Source organism: Embleya sp. NPDC025285 (genome assembly GCF_055558835.1).
Map to the genome: position 1 here is coordinate 1 of NZ_JBVHLU010000150.1, position 20,357 is coordinate 20,357.

General features: G+C 73.0%; 14 protein-coding genes. 2 read left to right on the forward strand and 12 right to left on the reverse strand.

What is annotated here, in order from left to right; genetic code table 11:
- Positions 1-362: 362 nt before the first annotated feature.
- From ACZ4FV_RS48060 to ACZ4FV_RS48090, 7 genes are all read right to left on the reverse strand, one after another.
- The gene (locus ACZ4FV_RS48060; protein WP_465327516.1) at positions 363-1,946 is read right to left on the reverse strand and encodes a succinic semialdehyde dehydrogenase; all 1,584 of its coding nucleotides are present in this window, start codon (positions 1,944-1,946) and stop codon (positions 363-365) included.
- Positions 1,947-2,047: 101 nt separating this feature from the next.
- Positions 2,048-3,442, reverse strand: coding sequence for a dihydrolipoyl dehydrogenase family protein (locus ACZ4FV_RS48065; protein WP_395871610.1), 1,395 nt, complete (start codon positions 3,440-3,442; stop codon positions 2,048-2,050).
- A 67-nt stretch (positions 3,443-3,509) separates the two neighbouring features.
- Entirely contained in the window at positions 3,510-5,351 is a 1,842-nt protein-coding gene (locus tag ACZ4FV_RS48070; protein WP_395871613.1) for a serine/threonine-protein kinase, read from the reverse strand.
- A 223-nt stretch (positions 5,352-5,574) separates the two neighbouring features.
- A complete protein-coding gene (locus ACZ4FV_RS48075) occupies positions 5,575-7,251 on the reverse strand; it encodes a serine/threonine-protein kinase (protein ID WP_465327518.1) in 1,677 nt (558 codons plus the stop codon).
- Between the two features lie 110 nt (positions 7,252-7,361).
- On the reverse strand, positions 7,362-9,125 hold the full coding sequence (locus tag ACZ4FV_RS48080) for a serine/threonine-protein kinase (RefSeq protein ID WP_395871618.1): 1,764 nt from the start codon (positions 9,123-9,125) through the stop codon (positions 7,362-7,364).
- A gap of 39 nt (positions 9,126-9,164) precedes the next feature.
- Positions 9,165-11,027, reverse strand: a complete 1,863-nt coding sequence (locus ACZ4FV_RS48085) for a serine/threonine-protein kinase (RefSeq protein WP_395871620.1) — start codon at positions 11,025-11,027, stop codon at positions 9,165-9,167.
- A gap of 259 nt (positions 11,028-11,286) precedes the next feature.
- The gene (locus ACZ4FV_RS48090; protein WP_395871622.1) at positions 11,287-12,993 is read right to left on the reverse strand and encodes a glycerol-3-phosphate dehydrogenase/oxidase; all 1,707 of its coding nucleotides are present in this window, start codon (positions 12,991-12,993) and stop codon (positions 11,287-11,289) included.
- A gap of 185 nt (positions 12,994-13,178) precedes the next feature.
- Between ACZ4FV_RS48090 and ACZ4FV_RS48095 the strand changes: the two genes are divergently transcribed.
- Positions 13,179-14,681 carry a serine/threonine-protein kinase gene (locus ACZ4FV_RS48095; RefSeq protein ID WP_465327521.1) on the forward strand — a complete coding sequence of 501 codons (1,503 nt, stop codon included), beginning with the start codon at positions 13,179-13,181 and terminating at the stop codon, positions 14,679-14,681.
- A 130-nt stretch (positions 14,682-14,811) separates the two neighbouring features.
- Here the strand turns inward: ACZ4FV_RS48095 and ACZ4FV_RS48100 are convergent, their stop codons facing one another.
- From ACZ4FV_RS48100 to ACZ4FV_RS48120, 5 genes are all read right to left on the reverse strand, one after another.
- On the reverse strand, positions 14,812-15,927 hold the full coding sequence (locus tag ACZ4FV_RS48100; protein WP_078975688.1) for a GuaB3 family IMP dehydrogenase-related protein: 1,116 nt from the start codon (positions 15,925-15,927) through the stop codon (positions 14,812-14,814).
- Positions 15,928-16,048: 121 nt separating this feature from the next.
- On the reverse strand, positions 16,049-17,551 hold the full coding sequence (gene guaB, locus ACZ4FV_RS48105; RefSeq protein ID WP_395871626.1) for an IMP dehydrogenase: 1,503 nt from the start codon (positions 17,549-17,551) through the stop codon (positions 16,049-16,051).
- A 204-nt stretch (positions 17,552-17,755) separates the two neighbouring features.
- Positions 17,756-17,962: a hypothetical protein gene (locus ACZ4FV_RS48110; protein ID WP_395871627.1), complete on the reverse strand. Its 207-nt coding sequence runs from the start codon at positions 17,960-17,962 to the stop codon at positions 17,756-17,758.
- On the reverse strand, positions 17,959-18,552 hold the full coding sequence (shbA, locus tag ACZ4FV_RS48115) for an RNA polymerase sigma factor ShbA (RefSeq protein ID WP_205354273.1): 594 nt from the start codon (positions 18,550-18,552) through the stop codon (positions 17,959-17,961). Before shbA ends, ACZ4FV_RS48110 begins: the two co-directional genes overlap by 4 nt.
- Positions 18,553-18,785: 233 nt before the next feature.
- On the reverse strand, positions 18,786-19,397 hold the full coding sequence (locus tag ACZ4FV_RS48120) for a response regulator transcription factor (protein ID WP_020549179.1): 612 nt from the start codon (positions 19,395-19,397) through the stop codon (positions 18,786-18,788).
- Between the two features lie 491 nt (positions 19,398-19,888).
- On the opposite strand from ACZ4FV_RS48120, the gene ACZ4FV_RS48125 reads away from it, so the two are divergent.
- Positions 19,889-20,224, forward strand: coding sequence for a WhiB family transcriptional regulator (locus tag ACZ4FV_RS48125; protein WP_395871629.1), 336 nt, complete (start codon positions 19,889-19,891; stop codon positions 20,222-20,224).
- Positions 20,225-20,357 lie beyond the last annotated feature (133 nt).

Consider the following 20,357-nt stretch of genomic DNA (forward strand, 5'->3'; position numbering starts at 1 on the left):
CCCTTTTCCTCCTCACCCCCCCCACCACAACCCCCCCCCCCCCCCCCCCCCCCCCCCCCCCCCCCCCACCCCCCCTCCCCCCCCCCCCTTCCCCCCCCCCCCCCCCCCCCCCCCCCCCGAGCCGGAGACGTCCGGTTAGCGCAAATGATGATCATTAACCGGTCGATAGATGTCATTTTGTCCCGACTTTCCGGCGCCCATTCCGGGCTCCCCCGGCGATCGGAATTCACCCTTGTGCACCCGCACGCCCCGCGAGCCGCGCACCGCGCCGGCGCGCACCGCACCGCGCGCGGCCGCACCGGCAGAGCGTCGGCGCGCACCCGGGGTCGACGCGCGCGGGGTCGGTCGGCGCACGCGGCGGGTCAGCGCACCCGGAGGGTCTTCATGATCCGCAACGACAGGGTCAGCGAGCGGGCCCACTGCTCGTCGCTCATGCCGAAGGGCGCGGCGATCGGAAGCAGCCGCTGGGTGGCCACGGTCTGCGCCTCGGTGAACTTCATGATCCCCTCGGCGCCGTGCCGTCGGCCGAGGCCGGAGTCGCCCATGCCGCCCATCGGCGCGCCCGCGCTGCCGTACGCCGCCGCGTAACCCTCGTTGACGTTGACCGTGCCCGCGCGCAGCCGCCGCGCGAGCGCACCGCCGCGCCGGGTGTCGCGCGTCCACACACTCGCGTTGAGCCCGTACGCGGTCTCGTTGGCGCGGGTGACGACGTCCTCCTCCTCGGTGAACGCGTACACGGACACCACCGGCCCGAACGTCTCCTCGGCGCACACCGCCATCTCGGGCGTGACGTCGGCGAGCACCGTCGGCTCGTAGAACAGCGGACCCAGGTCCGGTCGCGCGGTGCCGCCGATCAGCACCCGCGCGCCCGCCTCCCGGGCCTCGTCCACGTGCCTGCTCACCGCGTGCAACTGACGGCGGGAGACCAACGAGCCCATGTCGGTGTCCCACGAGAAGCCGGCCGCGAGCCGCATGGTCTGGATCCGGGCCAGGAAGCGGTCCAGGAACGCGTCGTGGATGTCGGCGTGCACGTACATCCGCTCGATCGAGATGCACAGTTGTCCGGCGGAGGAGAAGCACGCGCGCACCGCGCCCTCGGCGGCCCGGTCCAGGTCCGCGTCCGGCAGCACGATCATCGCGTTCTTGCCGCCCAACTCCAGCGACGCGCCGACCAGGCGTGCGGCGGCCCGCTGCGCCACCTCGCGGCCGGTGCGGGTGGAGCCGGTGAAGCCGACGTAGTCCGCGCCCTCGACCACGGCGGTGCCCACCACCGGGCCGTCGCCGAGCACGATCTGCCACAGGTCCTCGGGCAGGCCGCACTCGATCAGCACGTCCTGGGCCCACAACGCGGTCAAGGCGGTCTGCGTGTCCGGCTTCATCACCACCGCGTTGCCCGCGACGAAGGCCGGGATCGCGTCGCCGATGGACAGCGCCAGCGGGTAGTTCCACGGCGAGACCAGGCCGACCACACCCTTGGGGTGACGCACCTCGATCGCCTTCGTCAGCACCGGCAGCGCACCGGCCCGGCGGCGCTCGCGCAGGTAGCCCGCGGCGCGCCGGCCGTAGTGCCGTGAGCACAGCGCGACGTCCAGGACCTCCTCGAACGCGTGCTTGCGCGCCTTGCCGGTCTCGGTCTGGATGATGTCCAGGATCTCCGACTGACGCTCCAGGACCTTGTCGTGGAACCGCAGGAACACCGCCGTGCGCTCACGCACCGAACGTTTGGCCCACGCGGTCTGCGCGAGCCGCGCGCGGGCGAACGCGGAGGTCACGTTCTCCGGGGTGGACTCCGGGAGTTCGGCGATCGGCGAGCCGTCGAACGGACTGCGGGTGGTCACCATCGTCGGTACGGGGCCGGTCACGACGCGACGGGTGAGCCGCTCGGCGGGCAGGCTCGGCAGGTCGATGGGTGCTGCTGCGGGCGCGGGCGCTGCGATGTCCGTCATGCCGTCCAGCCTAGACAGCACTACTTGGCGGTAACAAGGACCGTCCGGTGCGCGGCGGGCACGGCACGTCCGTGCCCGCCGGATCGACCGGCCGGCGCCGCTCAGTCCGTGTCGAGATCGGCCAGCGCCGACTCGATGGTGCGGTGGTAGGTCGGATAGGCGTACATCATGTCCCGCAGCGTGGCCACCGGCACCGCCGCGCGGACGGCGACCACGAGCGCGCCCAGGATCTCGCCGCCGGCCGGGCCCACGGCCGTCGCGCCGACCAGCACACCCCGGTCGACGTCCTCGATCACCTTCACGAAACCGCGCGCGCCGGTGATGTGGCCACGCGAGGAGGCGGCCAGGTCGGCGAGGCCGATTCGCACGGTGAGTCCGGCGGCCCGGGCCTGATGCTCGGTCAGACCCACCGCGCCGATCTCCGGGTCGACGAACGTCACCCGCGGCAGCGCGCTGTGGTCCGCGTCCGGGCCCGCCTCGCCGCGACCGATCGTGTGCAGGACCGCCTTGGTCACGATGGCCGACTGGTACATCGCCACGTGGGTGAACGCGCCCTGCCCGGTGACGTCGCCGACCGCCCACACCGCCGGCGGCTCACCACCGGGCCGCACCCGCAACTGCCCGTCCACCGGCAGCGCGTGCGCGTGCGGGTCGACGCCGAGCGCCTCGGCGCCGAGTGCCGCCATGTCCACCCGCCGGCCCGTGGCCACAAGCAGTTTCTCCGCCTCGATCGAGCGCCCGTCGGACAACGAGAGGGTGAACGCCTTGCCGTCGTACGCGACCCGCTCGGCCCGCACGCCGAGGTGGATCCGCACACCGTCCTCGCCCAGCGCCCACGCGGCCATTTCCGAGGACTCGGGGTCCTCGACCGCCAGCACCCGTTCGCCGTTCTCCACGATCGTCACGTCGGTGCCGAACCGGGCGAACACCTGGGCGAGTTCCAGACCGATAGCGCCACCGCCGAGCACCGCGAGCGAGCGCGGCGCCTCGTCGGCCTCGATCGCCTCGCGGTTGGTCCACAGCGGGGTGCCCGCGAGGCCCTCGATCGGCGGCACGAACGCCTTGGTGCCGGTGCCGACCACGATCGCGTGCCGGGCCCGGAATCGCCGCACGACGCCGTCCGCGTCGGTCGCCTCGACCGTGTCCACGTCGGTGATCCGACCGGCGCCCCGAACGAACGTCATGCCCTTGTCGACCAGTCGGTCCACCGCCGCCCGGTCGTTCCAGTCGGCGGTCAACTCGCGCACCCGCGCGGCGACCTTCGACCAGTCGGGATGCTCCTGATGCCGAGCCTCGCCGGCCGCGTGCACCATCGCCTTGGACGGGATGCACCCCCAGTACGGACACTCGCCGCCGACCAGGCCGTCCTCGATGCCCACGACCTCCAACCCGGCCGAGGCCAGGTTGCCGGCGACGGCCTCACCGCCCACGCCGAGACCGAGGACGATCACGTCGACGTCGAGGAGTGCGGAAGCTTCGGGGCGCTGCGTGGTCACTTGCGTACCTCCGGGGATGGCTGGACTCCCCCGGACCGTACCCCGGGGCTCGGCCCGAACTCACGCGTCAGCGGCCCTGAAAGGACTCCGTCATCTTGTCGAACCGGTCCCGCGAGACCGAGTCCCAGTTCGACTCGTACGACGCCACGTACAACGCGTAGTCCGTGTTGCCGTTCGTCACGATGCCCAGATTCATCGCGTGACTGGGCACCCGCTTCGTGGTGTCCTCACCGATCGGGTCGCCCTGCCACGTGTACTCCCACAGCGCCGCCTTGCGCGAGCCGGGCGGAACGGGGGTGAAGTCCCGCAGTTGCAGCCGGTTGTACGCGGTCCGCTTCTGCGCGCCCGGCTCGACGACCGTCTCGAAGTTCCCCTTGGGATCGTTGCCCACCGGGGTCGCGCCGATCAGGTAGACCGTCTTCTTGTCCGCCGTCAGGTACTTGATCTGGTCGCGGTTGACGCCGGTCAGACTGCGAGTCACGCCCGGGGGCATGAACAGCGAGAACCCGAGCGGGTCGCGGACCAGTTCGTAGCCGGCGGGCGGGTTGGCCGGTCGGCCGGAGACGGTCGGGGGAGGCGTCGTCGGGGCGGTGCTGCCCGGTGGTGTGGTGTTCGGTGCGCTGCTCCCCGTCGGCCCCGGGGTGTCCACGCCCGACGAAGCCGGGTTCGACCCCGCCTTGTCGCCGTCGTCCTTGTCCTTGGTGACCACGAGGCCCACCACGACACCGCCCACGATCAGCGCCACCACGAGCGCGACGACCGCCACGACACGTCCTCTGCCGCCACGACGCGGCTCCGGCGTCGGGCGGTACGGCTCCGGCGGGGTCGGCGGCCGGTGCGGCGGGCCGCCGACCGGCGGCCCGGTCCGGGTCGACGACATCCCCGCGTCGGCGGGCGAGTGCGCCGGTTGCGACCACGCCGTGGGCGGCGTGTTGCCGTCGGGGTGCCCGCTTGCGCCACTGTCGGAGCCGGGCTGCGCGTGCCGGTGCGGGTCGTACGCCCCGACCGGGGTGGTCGGGGTCTGCGGTGCGGGACTGTGCGTGGGCGGCGGAGGGACCGCGTCGAATTGCCGCGACGGCGTCGAGTTCGCCACGTCGCGCAGGATCCGGGCCCCCTCCTCGACCCCCATCCGCAGGTCCGGGTCCTTGATCAGCCAGCCGTCGATCACCGGTTCGAGCCCGCCCGCGTGCCGGGGCGGGTCCGCCTGATCGGTCAGGATCGCGTTCAGCGTGCTGATCATCGTGCCCCGGCGGAACGGGTTCCGGCCCTCCACCGCCATGTAGAGCACGACCGCCAGCGACCACAGGTCGGCGGCGAGCAGGGGACGCTTGCCCTCGGCCCGCTCGGGCGCCAGGAAGTCCGGCGAACCGACCAGCATGCCGGTCGTGGTGAGCGTCGCGGTGCCGGTCGCGGTGGCGATCCCGAAGTCGGTGAGCACGACCCGACCGTGCGGGGTGACCAGGATGTTCGCGGGTTTGACGTCGCGGTGCAGCACGCCCTTGTCGTCGGCGGCGAGCAGCGCGTCGAGCACCTTGATGCCGAGTTCGGCGGCGTCCGCCGGGGTCAGCGTGCCCTGCGTCTCCAGGATCTCGGCCAGCGACTGGGCCTCGACCAGCTCCATCACGATCCACGGGACGCCGCCGTCCTCGACCACGTCGTGGATGGTGACCACGTTGGGATGACCGATCCGGGCGGCCGAACGGGCCTCGCGCAGCGTGCGTTCGCGGGCGAGCTCCTTCTCCTCGTCGTCGAGGTGGTCGGGCAGTCGCAACTCCTTGATCGCGACGTCACGGTGCAGCATCTCGTCGACGGCACGCCATACCGTGCCCATGCCGCCTCGGCCGAGCATGGTGCCCAACCGGTAGCGCCCGCCGACGATCCGGCCGCGCGTGCCCCCGGTCTGTGCCACGTACCCTCCCCGCGTCAGCCGACTGTCCCGCCGGCCATCTCCAGACTAGAACCCGTCACATTAGGTGCGACCCCGGGATCGGCGGGAGGATGCGAGCCTCGGGCGCGTCGACCGCCCATGGAGGGTGTCTTCGGTCCCTTGTCGGGCGACCGAGGACACGCCCTCGACCGGGCGTGCGATCGGGGATCGCCGGCACACCCTACGGCGTGCCGGCCGACCGCGATCAGTTCGCCGCCGTCGCGCCGCCCTGGTTCCGCGGTGCGCCGCTCGCCCCGCCGCCGCCCTTCGACGGGTCGATCGGCGGGCGCGTGGTCACCGGAGCCGTGGTGCGCGGCGGGGTCGTGGTCGGCGGGCGCGAGGTGGGCGGGCGCGACGTGGACGGGTGGCCCGTGTTCGAGGTGGTGGGCCGAGAGGTGCGGGTCGACCCGCCGCCCTGGCTGCTGTTGCCCGAGGTGCCGGCGCCGCCGCTCTGTCCGGTGCCGGCCGAACTGCCCGTGGCGCGCAGCACGTCGCCGCGGTCGCCGGTGCCCTGCGGGTTCGCCGCCGCCGAGGCGCCCTGCGACGAGCCGCCCTCTCGGGGCGCGTCGGAGCCGCCGCCGTTGCCGCCGCCCTGTCCGCCCATCGCGGCCGGCACCCAGATCGCCAGCGCGGTCACCGCCGCGGCGACCATGCCACCGAGGAGAATGGTCTTGCGCCGCTTCTTGGCCGCGCGGTCGCCGGGGGCCGCGGGACCCGCCGCCGGGCCGATCAGCACCGGGTTGGGCCGGTCGTCGGCGGTCTCGGACCCGTGGACCGCGTCGGCGGGCGAATAGGCGTGCGACCCGGTCAGCGGATACCCGCCCGTCGCACCGTCCGGATCGGCCCGGCTCACCGCGCCGAACGGCGGCGCCGGGCTCACCGGCGGCTCCTGCTGCCAGATCGGCGGCGTCTGCGGGGTATGCGGGGTCTCCTGCGGCTGCGGGGCCTGCTGCCAGGACGACTGGGTCACGCCCCGCACACCGCCCGGGTCCTCCACCGTCGCCGTCCCCGGCGGGATCGGCTCCGCGCTCGGCTCCTGGGGGGCGGGCGCGCCGCCGCTGACCATCGCGGCCATCAGCAGACGCTCGGTGTCGTCCTCGTCGGCCCGCTCCAGCGGATCCTTGCGCAGCAACGCCTCGATCGCCGGCCACAGCGCGCCGGACTGGCGCGGCGGCGCGGGCTCGTCGGTGAGCACGGCGCTGAGCGTGTCCATCGCGCCGGTGCGCCGGAACGGCGAGAAACCCTCCACCGCCTGATACAGCGTCACCCCGAGCGACCACAGGTCCGAGGCCGGACCGGGCCGGCGCCCGAGCACGCGTTCGGGCGCGAGGTATTCGGGCGAGCCGACCAGCATCCCGGTCGCGGTGAGCGTCACCGAGCCGGCCACGGTGGCGATGCCGAAGTCGGTCAGCACGATCCGACCGCCGGGCGCCATCAGGATGTTGCTGGGCTTGACGTCCCGGTGCAGCACGTCGGCGGCGCGCGCGGCGCGCAGCGCGGCGAGCACGGCCAAGCCGACCTCGGCCGCCTCGTGCGGGGCCATCCGGCCCTCTTCCAGCACGTCGGTGAGGGAGGGGGCGCGGACCAGCTCCATCACGATCCACGGACGCCCGTCGTCCTCGGCGACGTCGAAGATCGTGACCACGTTGGGGTGGGTGATCCGGGCCGCCGCGCGGGCCTCGCGCAGCGCGCGCTCGCAGCGCCCCTGGGTCTCCATCTCGTCCAGGTCGTCCGGTATCCGGACCTCCTTGACCGCGACGTCCCGGCGCAAGAGCTCGTCGAAGGCGAGCCAGACCGTGCCCATCCCGCCGCGTCCGAGCGGTTCGCCCAACCGATAGCGCCCATCCACCAGGCGGCCGTGCGAGCCGCTGTCGTGTGCCACGTGGTCCTCCCCAAGACCGTGGACACCACCGATCCGCCCCGTCGGCGCGTCACTGGCGTCACGGGTAAGACGTCCGGTGTGCTCCGAAGGTTCCGCCCGAGAGCGTTCGGTCACGCGCCCGGCGCGAAACTCTCGCGCGCCGCGTCGAAGGCCGAACGCACCAGCGCCGAGCCGGAGTCCGGGCCGGAGACCCAGAAGTCCCAGGTCCGGCCGTCCTCGACGAAGCGCATGTTGATCGATCGGCGCACGGTGCCCCGATCGTTCCAGCGGAACTCCCAGAGTCCGGCGACCTGTCCGTGCACGGTGGTGCACTCGAGCCGGATCAGGTGGTAGTCCGTTCCGTTTCCGATGTAGGTGCCCGGTCCCAGGCCCTTGGACTCCTGTACGGCCAATTCGCCGCACGGATCGCCCTTGGCGTCGGACGCGTCCGGGCGCACTCCGAGGCGGTACAGGTCGTCCGGCGAGCGGTAGTAGACCCGCTCGCCGACGGCGTCGCGATCGGTCCATTCGGCGGGCACCAGGACGGTGAACGCGCCGCGTGAGGTGACCCGTCGGAAGCCGCCCGGCGGGTTCGTCGGAGCGGGGGTGTCCACCCGCGCGGGCGTCGTCGCGGGCCCGACGACGCCCGGGTCGGTCGGGCGAGCGGCACCGGTCGGGGCGCCGGCGGTCGAGGTCGCGGGCGTGTCCGGTTGGGCGACGCCGGAGCCCGCCGAGGTCACCGGCGCCGTTCGGCGCGGCCCGCCCGCCGAGGCCGCGTCCGGAGGCTCGGCCCCGTTCCGCCCCACCAGCACGCCGATCGTGACACCGGCGGCGGTCAGCAGCACCGCGACCACCGTGCCGAGCACGATGAACAGTCGGCCCGGGCGCCCGGTCGGTGCGGGCGTCGGCGGCCCGGCCGGCATCGGCGGCGGACCGGCCGGCCGCGGCGGCGCGGGCGAGACGGCGCCCGGAAGCCGGACCGGAGGCGGGATGGAAGGCGGGATGGAAGGCGGAACGGGGGGCGGGACCGGTACGGGCATCGGCTCGCGCACGTCGGTGGCCTCGACGTCCGGGCGCACCGTCCCGCCGCTCCCGCCCGCCCGGGCCAACAGCGGCCCCGCGGCCGCGGCCGTCATCCGCGCGGCCGGATCCCGGGTGAGCAGTCCGAGCACGGCCTCGGCGAGCGGCCCGGCGCACCCGGGCGGCGGGCAGATCCCGGCCGCGACCGCCTGCAACGTGGCCAGCGGGTTGTCCCGGCGGAACGGCGAGTGCCCCTCGACCATCTCGTAGAGCGTCACGCCCAGCGACCACAGGTCGGCGGGCGGCCCGGACGGCTGCCCACTCGCGCGCTCGGGCGCCATGTACTCGGGGGTGCCCGCCGTCGCGCCGGTCTCGGTGACCGGGGGCGCGTCCGCGTGGGTGGCGATGCCGAAGTCGGTCAACACCACGCCGTCGTCCTCGTCGACCATGACGTTGGCGGGTTTCACGTCGCGGTGCTCGATGCCGACCCCGTGCACGGCGGCCAGACCCGCGAGCATCCGCGCGCCGATCCGCGCGGCCCGGTCCGGCGCCATGGCGCCCTCGGCGATCAGCGCGGTCAGCGGCCGGCCGGGCAGCAGTTGCATGACGATCCACGGGCGGCCGTCCTCGACCACGACGTCGAACACGGTGACCACGTTCGCGTGCCGGACCCGGCCCGCCGCGCGCACCTCGCGCCGCATCCGCGCCGAGCGCCGCTCGACCTCGTCGGCGTCCAGGTGCTCGGGCAACCGCAACTCCTTGATCGCCACGTCCCGCCCGATGGTCGGGTCGTGCGCCCGCCAGACCACCCCCATCCCGCCCTGACCGAGCACCTCGACCAGCCGATACCGCCCCGCGAGCACGCGCCCACTCATCCCGACCCCTCGACACGATCGTCTCCGCGTCGACCCGGGTCAGCCCGCGATCGACAGGTGTCCACGCGCGTGCTCGTAGTACGCGCCGGCGGTCCCCCACAAATCGTCGCGTCCGCGTACGGTCAGCCAGTAGCGCACGCCGGACGCGGTGCGGACCACCAGGTCCTTGCCGTGGTAGGGGATCAGGTCCTGGCCGCGCCACACGTACTCCCACTCCGCGGCCTCGTGCCCGCGGTAGTCGGTGGCCCGCAGGAGCAGCCGTTCGTAGTCCTCGCCGTCCAGTCGCTCCCGGCCGCCGATGCTGCCGTGCTCACGGTGCGCGACCGATTCCTCCGGGGCCATCACGATGCCCCGATCCACCGTCACGGTCACCGAGATCAGCCGGTCCGGATCGGTCACCGTCAATCCGCTGGGGCTGTCCGTACAGGTCCAGCCCTCCGGAACGGGCAGCGCGAAGCCCAGATCGGTCCGCCGTCGGCGGCGCAGTCGCGGTATCACCTTGTTGTCCACGAACGGGCCGACCACCAGGCAACCGCCGATCAGGGCGCCCACGATGATCGGGTCGGGATTGATCCGCGCGGCCTCCAGGGCCCCGCCGGCGATCACTCCGAGCAACATCGCGATCGGCACCGATCGGGAGATCCGCCGGTGCGGCAACACCAGCCACACGCTCAGCGCGAGCGCGAGCAGCACGATCGTGTACATCCCGGTCCAGTTGCCGAACGCGGCCAACCAGCGCGCGCCGGCAGCGGTGGCGATGCCGACCGAGGTCAGGATGGTCGTCCAGTGCCGGAACCACCAGCGTGGCCAGCGCCGGTAGCGGGCCCGGAAGACGCCGCCCTCGCGGGGCAGCCGCACGTTGGGCGAGGTCTCGTCCAGGCTGCCCCGGCCGGGCCGGTAGGCGGTGGCGCCGACCTTGCCCGGCGGCCGAGGCGTACGCGGCGGCCGAGGCGTGCGCGGCCCGGACGGCGCCTGGGGGTGACCGGACACCCGCACGCCGTGCCGGCGGACCGCGCCGGGCCGGATCCGGTCCGGGACGAAGCGCTCGGCGATCCGGCCGCCGGCCGGGTTGGGACCGCTCTCGACGACCTCCAGGAGCAGTTCCCGCACGTGCGCCGGCGAGCCGCGCCGGCTCGGGTCCTTGACCATCAGCGCCTTGAGCACCGGGGTCAGCGGGCCGGCCAGGAAGATCTCCGGGAAACGGCCCGCGGCCACCGCGGCGAGCGTGGCCGCGTGCGTGTTGCGGCGAAACGCGGGGCGGCCCTCGACCGCCTCGAACAAGGTCGCGCCCAGCGACCACAGGTCGGCCTCCGGTCCGGGCGGCTCGCCCGCGATCTGCTCGGGCGCCAGGTATTCGGGCGATCCCACCATCGCGCCGGCCTGGGTGAGCGTGGCGCTGTCCTCGACCGAGGCGACTCCGAAGTCGGTGAGCACGACCCGGCCGTTGCGGGCGAGCAGCACGTTGGCGGGCTTGACGTCCCGGTGCAGCACGCCGGCCTCGTGCGCGGCCTCCAGCGCCGCGAGCAACCGCAGCCCCAGCTCGGCGACCTGCTCGGACGGGATCGGCCCCTCCTTGTCCAGCTCCTGCGCCAGGGACAGGCCGCGGACCAGCTCCATCACGATCCATGGCCGCCCGTCCTCCTCGGCCACGTCGAAGATGGTCACCACGTTGGGATGGTCGATCCGCGCCGCCGCACGCGCCTCGCGCAACATCCGCGCGCTCAGCGTGCCGCGCTCGTCGTCGTCCTCGTAGCGAGGCAACCGCATCTCCTTGACCGCGACGTCGCGGTCGAGCATGGCGTCCACGGCCCGCCAGACCGTGCCCATGCCACCCCGGCCCAGTTGATCACCCAGGCGGTATCGCCCCGCGACCAAACGCTCGGGTGCTTCCGGGTCGGTCAAGTCTCTCGCTCCCCATGCAGCCGCGGCCCCGCCGCGCGATCGGGTGGTTGCCCTTTCCATACTCCAGTCCGGCGGCGCGCGGGGTCCACCGGTTCCGGGACGAACATCGCCGAAAGACACCTGGCCGGCGTATCGATGGAACGCCACGGCGCCCCGGAAGGTGCCCCAACCACGGCGCGATGGAAGGTGCCCCAACCACGGCGCGATCAACCGTGCCGGGCGGGCCGGTCGCGGACCGCGTGCCGGGTCGGGCGCCGCCTCACCCGGGCACGATGTCCTCGGCGCCCAGCCGCACCGCGTCCGCGGTGTGATCGTCCATCTGCTCCTGCGAGGCCCGCTCCGCCTCGATCCGCTTGAGGTAGTACTCCACCTCCCGCCGCGACTGCTCCTCCTCCCACCCCAGCACCCGCGCCATCAGGGCCGCGCAGGCCCGCGCCGCCCGCGCGCCGCGGTCGAACATCTCGATCGAGACCCGGGTCCGCCGATCCAGCACGTCGCCCAGGTGCAGCGCGCCCTCGTGGGTGCACGCGTACACCACCTCGGCGGCGAGATAGTCGTCCGCGCCGTCCAGCGGATAGGCCAACTCCGGATCGTCCGCGATCAGCGCGAGCACCTCCTCGATCATCGACCCGTACCGGTTCAACAGGTGCTCCACCCGGGCCACGTGCAACCCGGTCCGCGTCGCGATCGAGGCCCGCGCGTTCCACAGCGCCGGATACCCCTCCGCGCCGGCCAGCGGCACCGTCTCGGTGCAGCTCGGCGGGACCTTGCGGTCCAGTCCGTGCACCGCCGCGTCCACCGCGTCCGCGGCCATCACCCGATACGTCGTGTACTTGCCGCCCGCGACCACCACCAGACCGGGCACCGGGTGCGCGACGGTGTGCTCGCGCGAGAGTTGCGACGTGGCGTCCGACTCGCCGGCCAACAGCGGACGCAGTCCCGCGTACACGCCCTCGACGTCCTCCCGGGTGAGCGGCACCGCCAGGACCCGGTTGACATGCTCCAACAGGTATTCGATGTCCGCCCGGCTGGCCGCGGGGTGCACCTTGTCCAGGTCCCACCGGGTGTCCGTGGTGCCGACGATCCAGTGCCGCCCCCATGGGATCACGAACAGCACGCTCTTCTCGGTGCGCAGGATCAGGCCGGTGGAGGAGTGGATCCGGTCCCTGGGCACCACCAGGTGGATGCCCTTGGACGCGCGCACGTGGAACTGCCCACGCTCGCCGACCAGGGCCTGCGTCTCGTCCGTCCACACCCCGGTCGCGTTGACCACCTGCCCGGCCCGGATGTCGTACGTCCCGCCGGTCTCCATGTCGCGCACGTGCACGCCCACCACCCGCTCGCCCTCGCGCAGGAACCCGGTCACCGTCGCGCGCGAGGCCACCTGCGCGCCGTAGCCGGCGGCGGTACGCACCAGTGTCATCGTGTAGCGCGCGTCGTCCATCTGCGCGTCGTAGTACTGCACCGCGCCCACCAGCGAGTCCTTGCGCAACGCCGGTGCCAGGCGCAGCGCCTGACGCCGAGTCAGTTGCCGGTGCCGGGGCAGCCCGCGAGCCCGCCCGGCGGAGGCCGCCATGGTGTCGTAGAGCGTCACCCCGGCCGTGACGTACGGCCGTTCCCAGCCCCGATGGCGCAGCGGGTACAGGAACGACACCGGCTTGACCAGGTGCGGCGCGAGCGTGTGCAACAGCAGTCCGCGCTCGCGCAACGCCTCGCGCACCAGCGCGAAATCGAGCATCTCCAGGTAGCGCAGACCACCGTGGATCAGCTTGCTGGATCGGCTGGAGGTGCCCGACGCCCAGTCACGCGCCTCGACCAGTCCCACCGAGAGGCCGCGCGTGACCGCGTCCAGGGCGGTGCCCGCGCCGACCACGCCGCCGCCCACCACGACCACGTCCAACTCGCTCTCGGCCATCCGCCGCAACGCCTGCGCGCGCGCCCGAGGTCCCATCGCCGCGGTCCGCATCAGCCACCTCCGAATCCGATCGTCACCTGCCGGACCACACCGATCGGGCGACTCGCCCCACCCCCGCCTACCCAATGCCCGTCGGCCGGACCACGCGCTCTGTCATTCTGGGTGGGTTCGGACACCGGCGCCGCGGCCGGAAGGGCGCGCGCGCCGGTTCCCCGCACTCGGCACCGGGGGGCGGCGTGGACGCGGGACGCATGGCCGGCGACGGCCGGTTCGAGTTGATCGAACGCCTCGGCGCGGGCGGCATGGGCACGGTGTGGCGGGCCCGGGACGTCACCCTGGGCCGCGAGGTCGCGCTCAAGGAGGTGCGGGCACCCGACGGACTGCCGGCCGACGAGGTGGACCGAATCCGGCAGCGGGCGCTGCGCGAGGCGCGCGCGTTGGCCCGACTCGCCCACCCGAACGTGGTCACCGTCCATCAGGTGATCGAGGACGAGAGCTACCCGTGGATCGTGATGGAGCTGGTCCCCGGCGGCTCGCTCCAGGACGCGCTCGACCGGGGCGGTCTGTCGCCCGACCGGGCGGCCGGGGTCGGCCTGGCGGTGCTCGGGGCGCTGCGGGCCGCGCACGAGGCGGGTGTGCTGCACCGCGACGTGAAACCGGCCAATGTGCTGCTCGGACCCGGCGATCGAGTCGTGCTCACCGATTTCGGCATCGCCGCGGTCGAGGGCACCCCCGCGCTCACCGTGACCGGTTCGATCATCGGCTCCCCCGAATACCTGGCCCCGGAGCGGGTGCTCGGGCACGCCCCGCGTCCCGAGGCCGACCTGTGGTCGCTGGGCATGCTGCTGTACGTCGCGGTCGAGGGGTACAGCCCGTTCCGCCGCGCGTCGACCATGGCCACGCTCGGTGCGGTGCTGCACGAGACGCTGCCGCCGCCGCGCCGGGCGGGCGCCTTGGCCCCGATCATCGTCGAGTTGCTCGCCAAGGACCCGGACGCGCGCCCGACCGGGGCGGAGTCGGCCGCCCGACTGGAGGCGGCGATCCGCGGCGACGACGCCACGCTGCCCACGACCGCGCCGCCGCGTCCCCCGCTGCCGCCTCCAGGCCCCGAATCGCCGTCCCACCTGCGCCTCCCGCTGCTCGCGGCGCTGCTCGTGGTCGTCCTGATCGCGGCGGGCGTGCTCACCGCCCTCGCGCTCACCGGCGACGACGGCACCCCGCGGGCACGCACGTCCTCCCCGGCGCCGTCCGCGCCGACCGACACCGGCCCGCCGGCCGGCTCGGCCGCCCCCACCCCGCCCCCGGGCCCGCCCACCGCCCCCGGCACGACCGTGCCGCCCACGACCGTCACGGTCACCGCGCCCGCCGCGGAGCCGCCCGCCGCGACCGCGTCCCCCACCGGGCGCCCCGGCGGCCATTGGATCGCCCAACTCGCGTCCGTACCCAAGTCCGACGAGGTGACCGGGCGCGACGCGAAGCTCGCCGAGGTGCGCCGGCAGGTCCCCGACGCGCAGGTCCTGGACAGCGACCGGTACGCCTCGCTCAAGCCGAACTACTGGGTCGTGTACGCGGACGGCCCGTTCCCGGACGGCACCGCCGCGTTGGCCTACTGTGCCGCTCGCGGTCGCACCGTCGCCGACCTGTGCGTGGGCCGGTTCCTCAGCGGCGCCTCGGCCGATCTCAAGTACGTCTGCGCGCCCGCGAACGGCACGACCACCGGGATCTGCCGCCGCGACTGATCCGTCTGCGAACGCGAACGGCCCCGAACACCAAGGGTGTTCGGGGCCATTCGGCAACTTCGGTCCGGCCGGCGACTTCCCGGCCGGCGACTTCGCCGATGTGCGGACCTCGTCGGTGTACGGACTTCGGTCAGTGGGCGGGCGAGACGGTGACCTCGACCTGCTGGAACTTCTTGAGTTCCGAGTAGCCGGTGGTGGCCATCGCCCGACGCAGCGCGCCGAACAGGTTCATCGAACCGTCGGATACGTGCGAGGGACCGAGCAGGATCTCCTCCAGCGTGCCCACCGCGCCCAGGTTCATCCGCCGACCGCGCGGCAGTTCCGGGTGGTGCGCCTCGGAGCCCCAGTGGTGACCGGCGCCGGGGGCGTCGCTCGCCCGGGCCAGCGCCGAACCGATCATCACCGCGTCCGCGCCGCACGCGACCGCCTTGGCGATGTCGCCGCTGCGTCCCACGCTGCCGTCGGCGACCACGTGCACGTACCGGCCACCGGACTCGTCGAGGTAGTCGCGGCGCGCCTCGGCCACGTCCGCCACCGCGGTGGCCATCGGCACCGCGACGCCGAGCACGCCGCGGGTGGTGTGCGCCGCGCCGCCGCCGAAGCCGACCAGGACCCCGGCCGCGCCGGCCCGCATCAGGTGCAGTGCGCCCTGGTAGGTCGCGCAACCGCCGACGATCACCGGCACGTCGAGGTCGTAGATGAACTGCTTGAGGTTCAGCGGCTCGGCGCGCCCGGAGACGTGCTCGGCCGAGACCGTGGTGCCGCGGATCACGAACACGTCCACGCCCGCGTCGATCACGGCCTTGTGGTACTGCGCGGTGCGCTGCGGCGACAGCGCTGCGGCGGTGACCACGCCCGAGTCGCGGATCTGCTTGATCCGCGCGCCGATCAGCTCCTCCTTGATCGGCTCGGCGTAGATCTCCTGCATCCGCCGGGTGGCCGCGTCCTCGTCCAGCGCGCCGATCTCCTCGATCAGCGGCGTCGGGTCCTCGTAGCGGGTCCACAGCCCTTCGAGGTTGAGCACGCCCAGGCCGCCCATGCGACCGACCTCGATCGCGGTCTGCGGCGACACGACGCTGTCCATCGGCGCCGTCAGGAACGGCAGCTCGAACCGGTACGCGTCGATCTGCCACGCGATCGAGACCTCTTCGGGGTCCCGGGTCCGCCGGCTGGGGACGATGGCGACGTCGTCGAAGTGATAGGCACGCCGGCCACGCTTGCCCCGGCCGATTTCGACCTCAGTCACGTTGCGCCTCTCCTGCTGGAATCGGTGGATGGGAAAACCCGTATCCCAGGGTACGGGGCGGGCAAACCGGCGAGAGGCCCCGCCCGCGGTACGGACGAAGCCCCTCGGGGTGTGGCGCGATCTAGCGCGAGTGGTAGTTCGGCGCTTCCTGGGTCATGTGGATGTCGTGCGGGTGCGACTCCTTGAGCCCGGCCGAGGTGATCCGCACGAAGCGGCCCTTGTCCTGGAGCTCGGTGACGGTCGCGGCGCCCGCGTAGCCCATCGACGCGCGCAGGCCGCCGATCAACTGGTGCGCGACGGCGGAGAGCGGGCCCCGATAGGGCACCTGGCCCTCGATGCCCTCGGGGACCAGCTTGTCCTCGGAGAGCACGTCGTCCTGGAAGTAGCGGTCCTTGGAGAAGGACTTGGCCTGGCCGCGCGACTGCATCGCGCCGAGCGAGCCCATGCCCCGGTAGGACTTGAACTGCTTGCCGTTGATGAAGATCAGGTCGCCGGGGCTCTCCTCGCAGCCCGCGAGCAGGCTGCCGAGCATCACCGTGTCCGCGCCGGCCGCGATCGCCTTGGCGATGTCGCCGGAGTACTGCAGGCCGCCGTCGCCGATCACGGGCACACCCGCCGCGCGGGCGGCCTGGGCCGCCTCGTAGATCGCGGTGACCTGCGGCGCGCCCACGCCCGCGATCACCCGGGTGGTGCAGATCGAGCCCGGGCCGACGCCGACCTTGACGCCGTCCACGCCCGCGTCGATCAGCGCCTGCGCGCCGTCGCGGGTGGCGATGTTGCCGCCGATCACCTCGACCTTGGTGTTCGCCTTGACCTTGGCGATCATCTCCAGGACGTTGCGCGAGTGGCCGTGCGCGCTGTCCACCACGATGAAGTCGACGCCGGCCTCGACCAGCGCCTGGGCCCGGCGGTAGCTGTCGTCACCGGTGCCGATCGCGGCGCCGACCACCAGTCGGCCGTCCGCGTCCTTGGTCGCGTTCGGGTACTGCTCGCTCTTGACGAAGTCCTTGACCGTGATCAGACCGCGCAACTTGCCCGCGTCGTCGATCAGCGGCAGCTTCTCCACCTTGTGCCGGCGCAGCAGTTCCATCGCCTGGTCGCCGGTGGTGCCGACCTTGCCGGTAACCAGCGGCATCGGGGTCATGATGTCGCGTACCCGGCGCGAGTGGTCGACCTCGAAGCGCAGGTCGCGGTTGGTCACGATGCCCAGCAGCCGACCGTTGTCGTCGGTGACCGGGACGCCGCTGATCCGGAACCGCGCGCACAGCGCGTCGACTTCCTGGAGCGTGGCGTCCGCGCCGATGGTGATCGGGTCGAGCACCATTCCGGCCTCGGAGCGCTTGACCGTGTCCGCCTGCGCGGCCTGGTCCTCGATCGAGAGGTTGCGGTGCAGCACGCCGACGCCGCCCTGACGGGCCATGGCGATCGCCATTCGGGCCTCGGTCACGGTGTCCATCGCCGAGGACAACAGCGGGATCCGGACGCGAATGTTGCGGGTGACCCGGGCGGAGGTGTCCACCTCGCTCGGCACGACGTCGGACGCGCCCGGCAGCAGCAGGACATCGTCGTACGTCAGCCCGAGCATCGCGAACTTCTCGGGTACGCCGTCGGCCGTGAGACTCATGACACCTTCCGAAGGTATTCCGATGGATCGCTCCGCCGGCCCGCTCCCCGAACAGGGCGGGTCCCCGGGTACGGCGGAAACGCGCTCTCGGCAAGCGGATGGGTGGATTGAGGGTTCATGCTACTGGCCCCACGCGGTGCTTCGAGCCCGCTTGCCGATGGTGAGCACAACCGCGCACCGGGTCCGCGCCATTCCCGACCCGCCTCAGCAGCGGTCGGGCACCGCCCGGCGCCGGTTCGCCGCGGTGCCGTCCACCTCGGCGAGCAGCGCGTCGAACAGTCTGGCGATCCGGTCCTGGGCGGGCGTGGGACGGCGTCGCCGCAACTGCTCGACGAGTTCGTCGTCCTGCCGCAGCAGGCCCAGGTCGGCGGTGCCGGATCGGCCACCGAACCGCACACCGCCGCCGCTCACGCGGTCTTCTCCTCGCCCGCCAACGCCCTCAGGCGAGTCAGCGCACGGTGTTGCGCGACCCGCACCGCGCCGGGCGACATGCCCATCGCCCGCCCGGTCTCCTCGGCGGAGAGCCCGACGGCGACCCGCAGCACGAGCAACTCGCGCAGGTTGTCGGGAAGACGGCCGAGCAGGGCCCGGGCGTGCGCGGCGTCACTGCGCCGCACCACCTGGTCCTCGGGACCGGGATGGTCGTCCACCGCCTCCGGGAGATCGCACGTGGGTACCGCGCCGCGCATCGCGGCACGCTGCACGTCGACCACCTTGTGTGCCGCGATGCCGAACACGAACGCCTCGAACGGGCGGCCCTCGTCGCGATAGCGCGGCAGCGCGGACAACACGGCCAGGCAGACCTCCTGCGCGGCGTCGTCCGCCGCGTGCTCGGCGCCGGAGACCCGACCGAGCCGGGCCCGGCAGTAGCGCAACACCAGGGGTCGCACGTACGCGAGCAGTTCGTCGGTCGCCTGCACGTCCCCCTGGACCGCGCGAACCACGACGGCACGCATGCCGTCGTCGGCCTGCGCGTGTGCTTCGTACGGCTCGTCCGGCATTCGCTCGGGGGTCCCACCCATGCCATTCAGTATGCAGGGATCGGCGACCGAATCGCGGCCATGCCGACCCGGGGGACTCATCCGGCCCCCCGGGCAACGGCAATCACCGCACGGACCCTCGCCCGTCGGGGGCCGTCGGCACACGCCTCATCGCACAAGTCCCCACCGACCGTGCCCACCCGGGAGGCGACCCTCGGGCCCCTCACGGTCGGGGGAGTGCTCGCGTGCGTGCGTCATCGCACGAGTCCCCACCGGAATCCGAGCGCGACCGCGTGGGCCCGGTCGGACGCGCCCAGCTTCTTGAACAGCCGGCGCGCGTGGGTCTTGACGGTGTCCTCCGACAGGAACAGCTCGCGCCCGATCTCGGCGTTGCTGCGCCCGTGACTCATCCCTTCGAGCACCTGGATCTCACGTGCCGTCAGGGTCGGCGCCACGCCCATGTCGGGCGAACGCAGACGCCGGGGCGCGAGCCGCCAGGTCGGGTCGGCGAGCGCCTGGGAGACGGTCGCGCGCAACTCCGCGCGCGACGCGTCCTTGTGCAGATATCCCCGAGCCCCGGCGGCGACCGCGAGGGCCACGCCGTCCAGGTCCTCGGCCATCGTCAGCATGATCACCCGTGCGCCGGGGTCGCCGGCCAGGAGGCGGCGCACCGCCTCGACGCCGCCGAGCCCGGGCATCCGCACGTCCATGAGGACGAGATCGGACCGCTCCGCGCCCCAGCGCCGCAGTACCTCCTCGCCACTCGTGGCCGTCGTCACCCTCTCGACGCCGGGGACCGTGGCCACCGCCCGCCGCAGGGTCTCCCGAACCAGCGGGGAATCGTCGCAGACCAGGACGGTCGTCATCGCCGGCCTCCGCAGTGGATCCGCGTCACGTTGAGCCTCCACGCCTGTACGTACCGTTTCCTTTGCGGCGGTCCCGGAGGACGGTGACTCGGGGTCCGGCCCCGACCGCCTCCATCGCCAACCGCTTCACCCACCCCAACGAGCATCACTCGAAAGGGTTACGGGGGGAGTTCCGCTCCGCCGTTACGACAACGAGGCGACCGAGCCCGAGGACACGCGTGGGTGATCGCTCGCGTACCCAACGTCACCTTCCACCGCTTCCCCTCGTCGAATCCCACCGAAGCGCACCCACCGGTGCCCGTGAGCCACCAGAGTGAGTAATTTTTTCTGCTTTCAGTGCATAAGTGGGAATTAGGATTGGAACTGATCAATTCGTGACACAGTCGCACCTACTTCTGATCGCTTGATCACGACTGTTCTGCACGGTCTGCACCCGAGGTGGCAACCCTGCTCACCGACAACTCGTACGCGATAAGCAAGAGGGACGAGTCATGGCTGATTTCTCGCGACTCCCCGGCCCCAACGCCGATCTGTGGGACTGGCAGCTCTCGGCAGCCTGTCGCGGAGTCGACAGCGCACTGTTCTTCCACCCCGAAGGCGAGCGAGGCGCCGCCAGGGTCGCCCGAGAGGCTTCGGCCAAGGAAGTCTGCATGCGGTGCCCGGTCCGTCGCCAGTGCGCCACGCACGCCCTGAAGGTGCGCGAGCCGTATGGCGTATGGGGCGGGCTCACCGAGGACGAACGGGTCGAACTCGACAGCGACCGCCGGCACGGGGTCGCCGCGGAACGCGCGGCCGCCGCGGCCGGCGGCGCGTCCGTGACGCACTGAGACACACACCAAGCTCGGCGGCCCGCCCCCGGATCCGGGGGCGGGCCGCCGAGCTTGGGGGGAAGCAGGGACGTGGCCAAACAGGACACCGACCAGGTACACAACCAAACGCCGGGGAGGCGACGCACGCCCT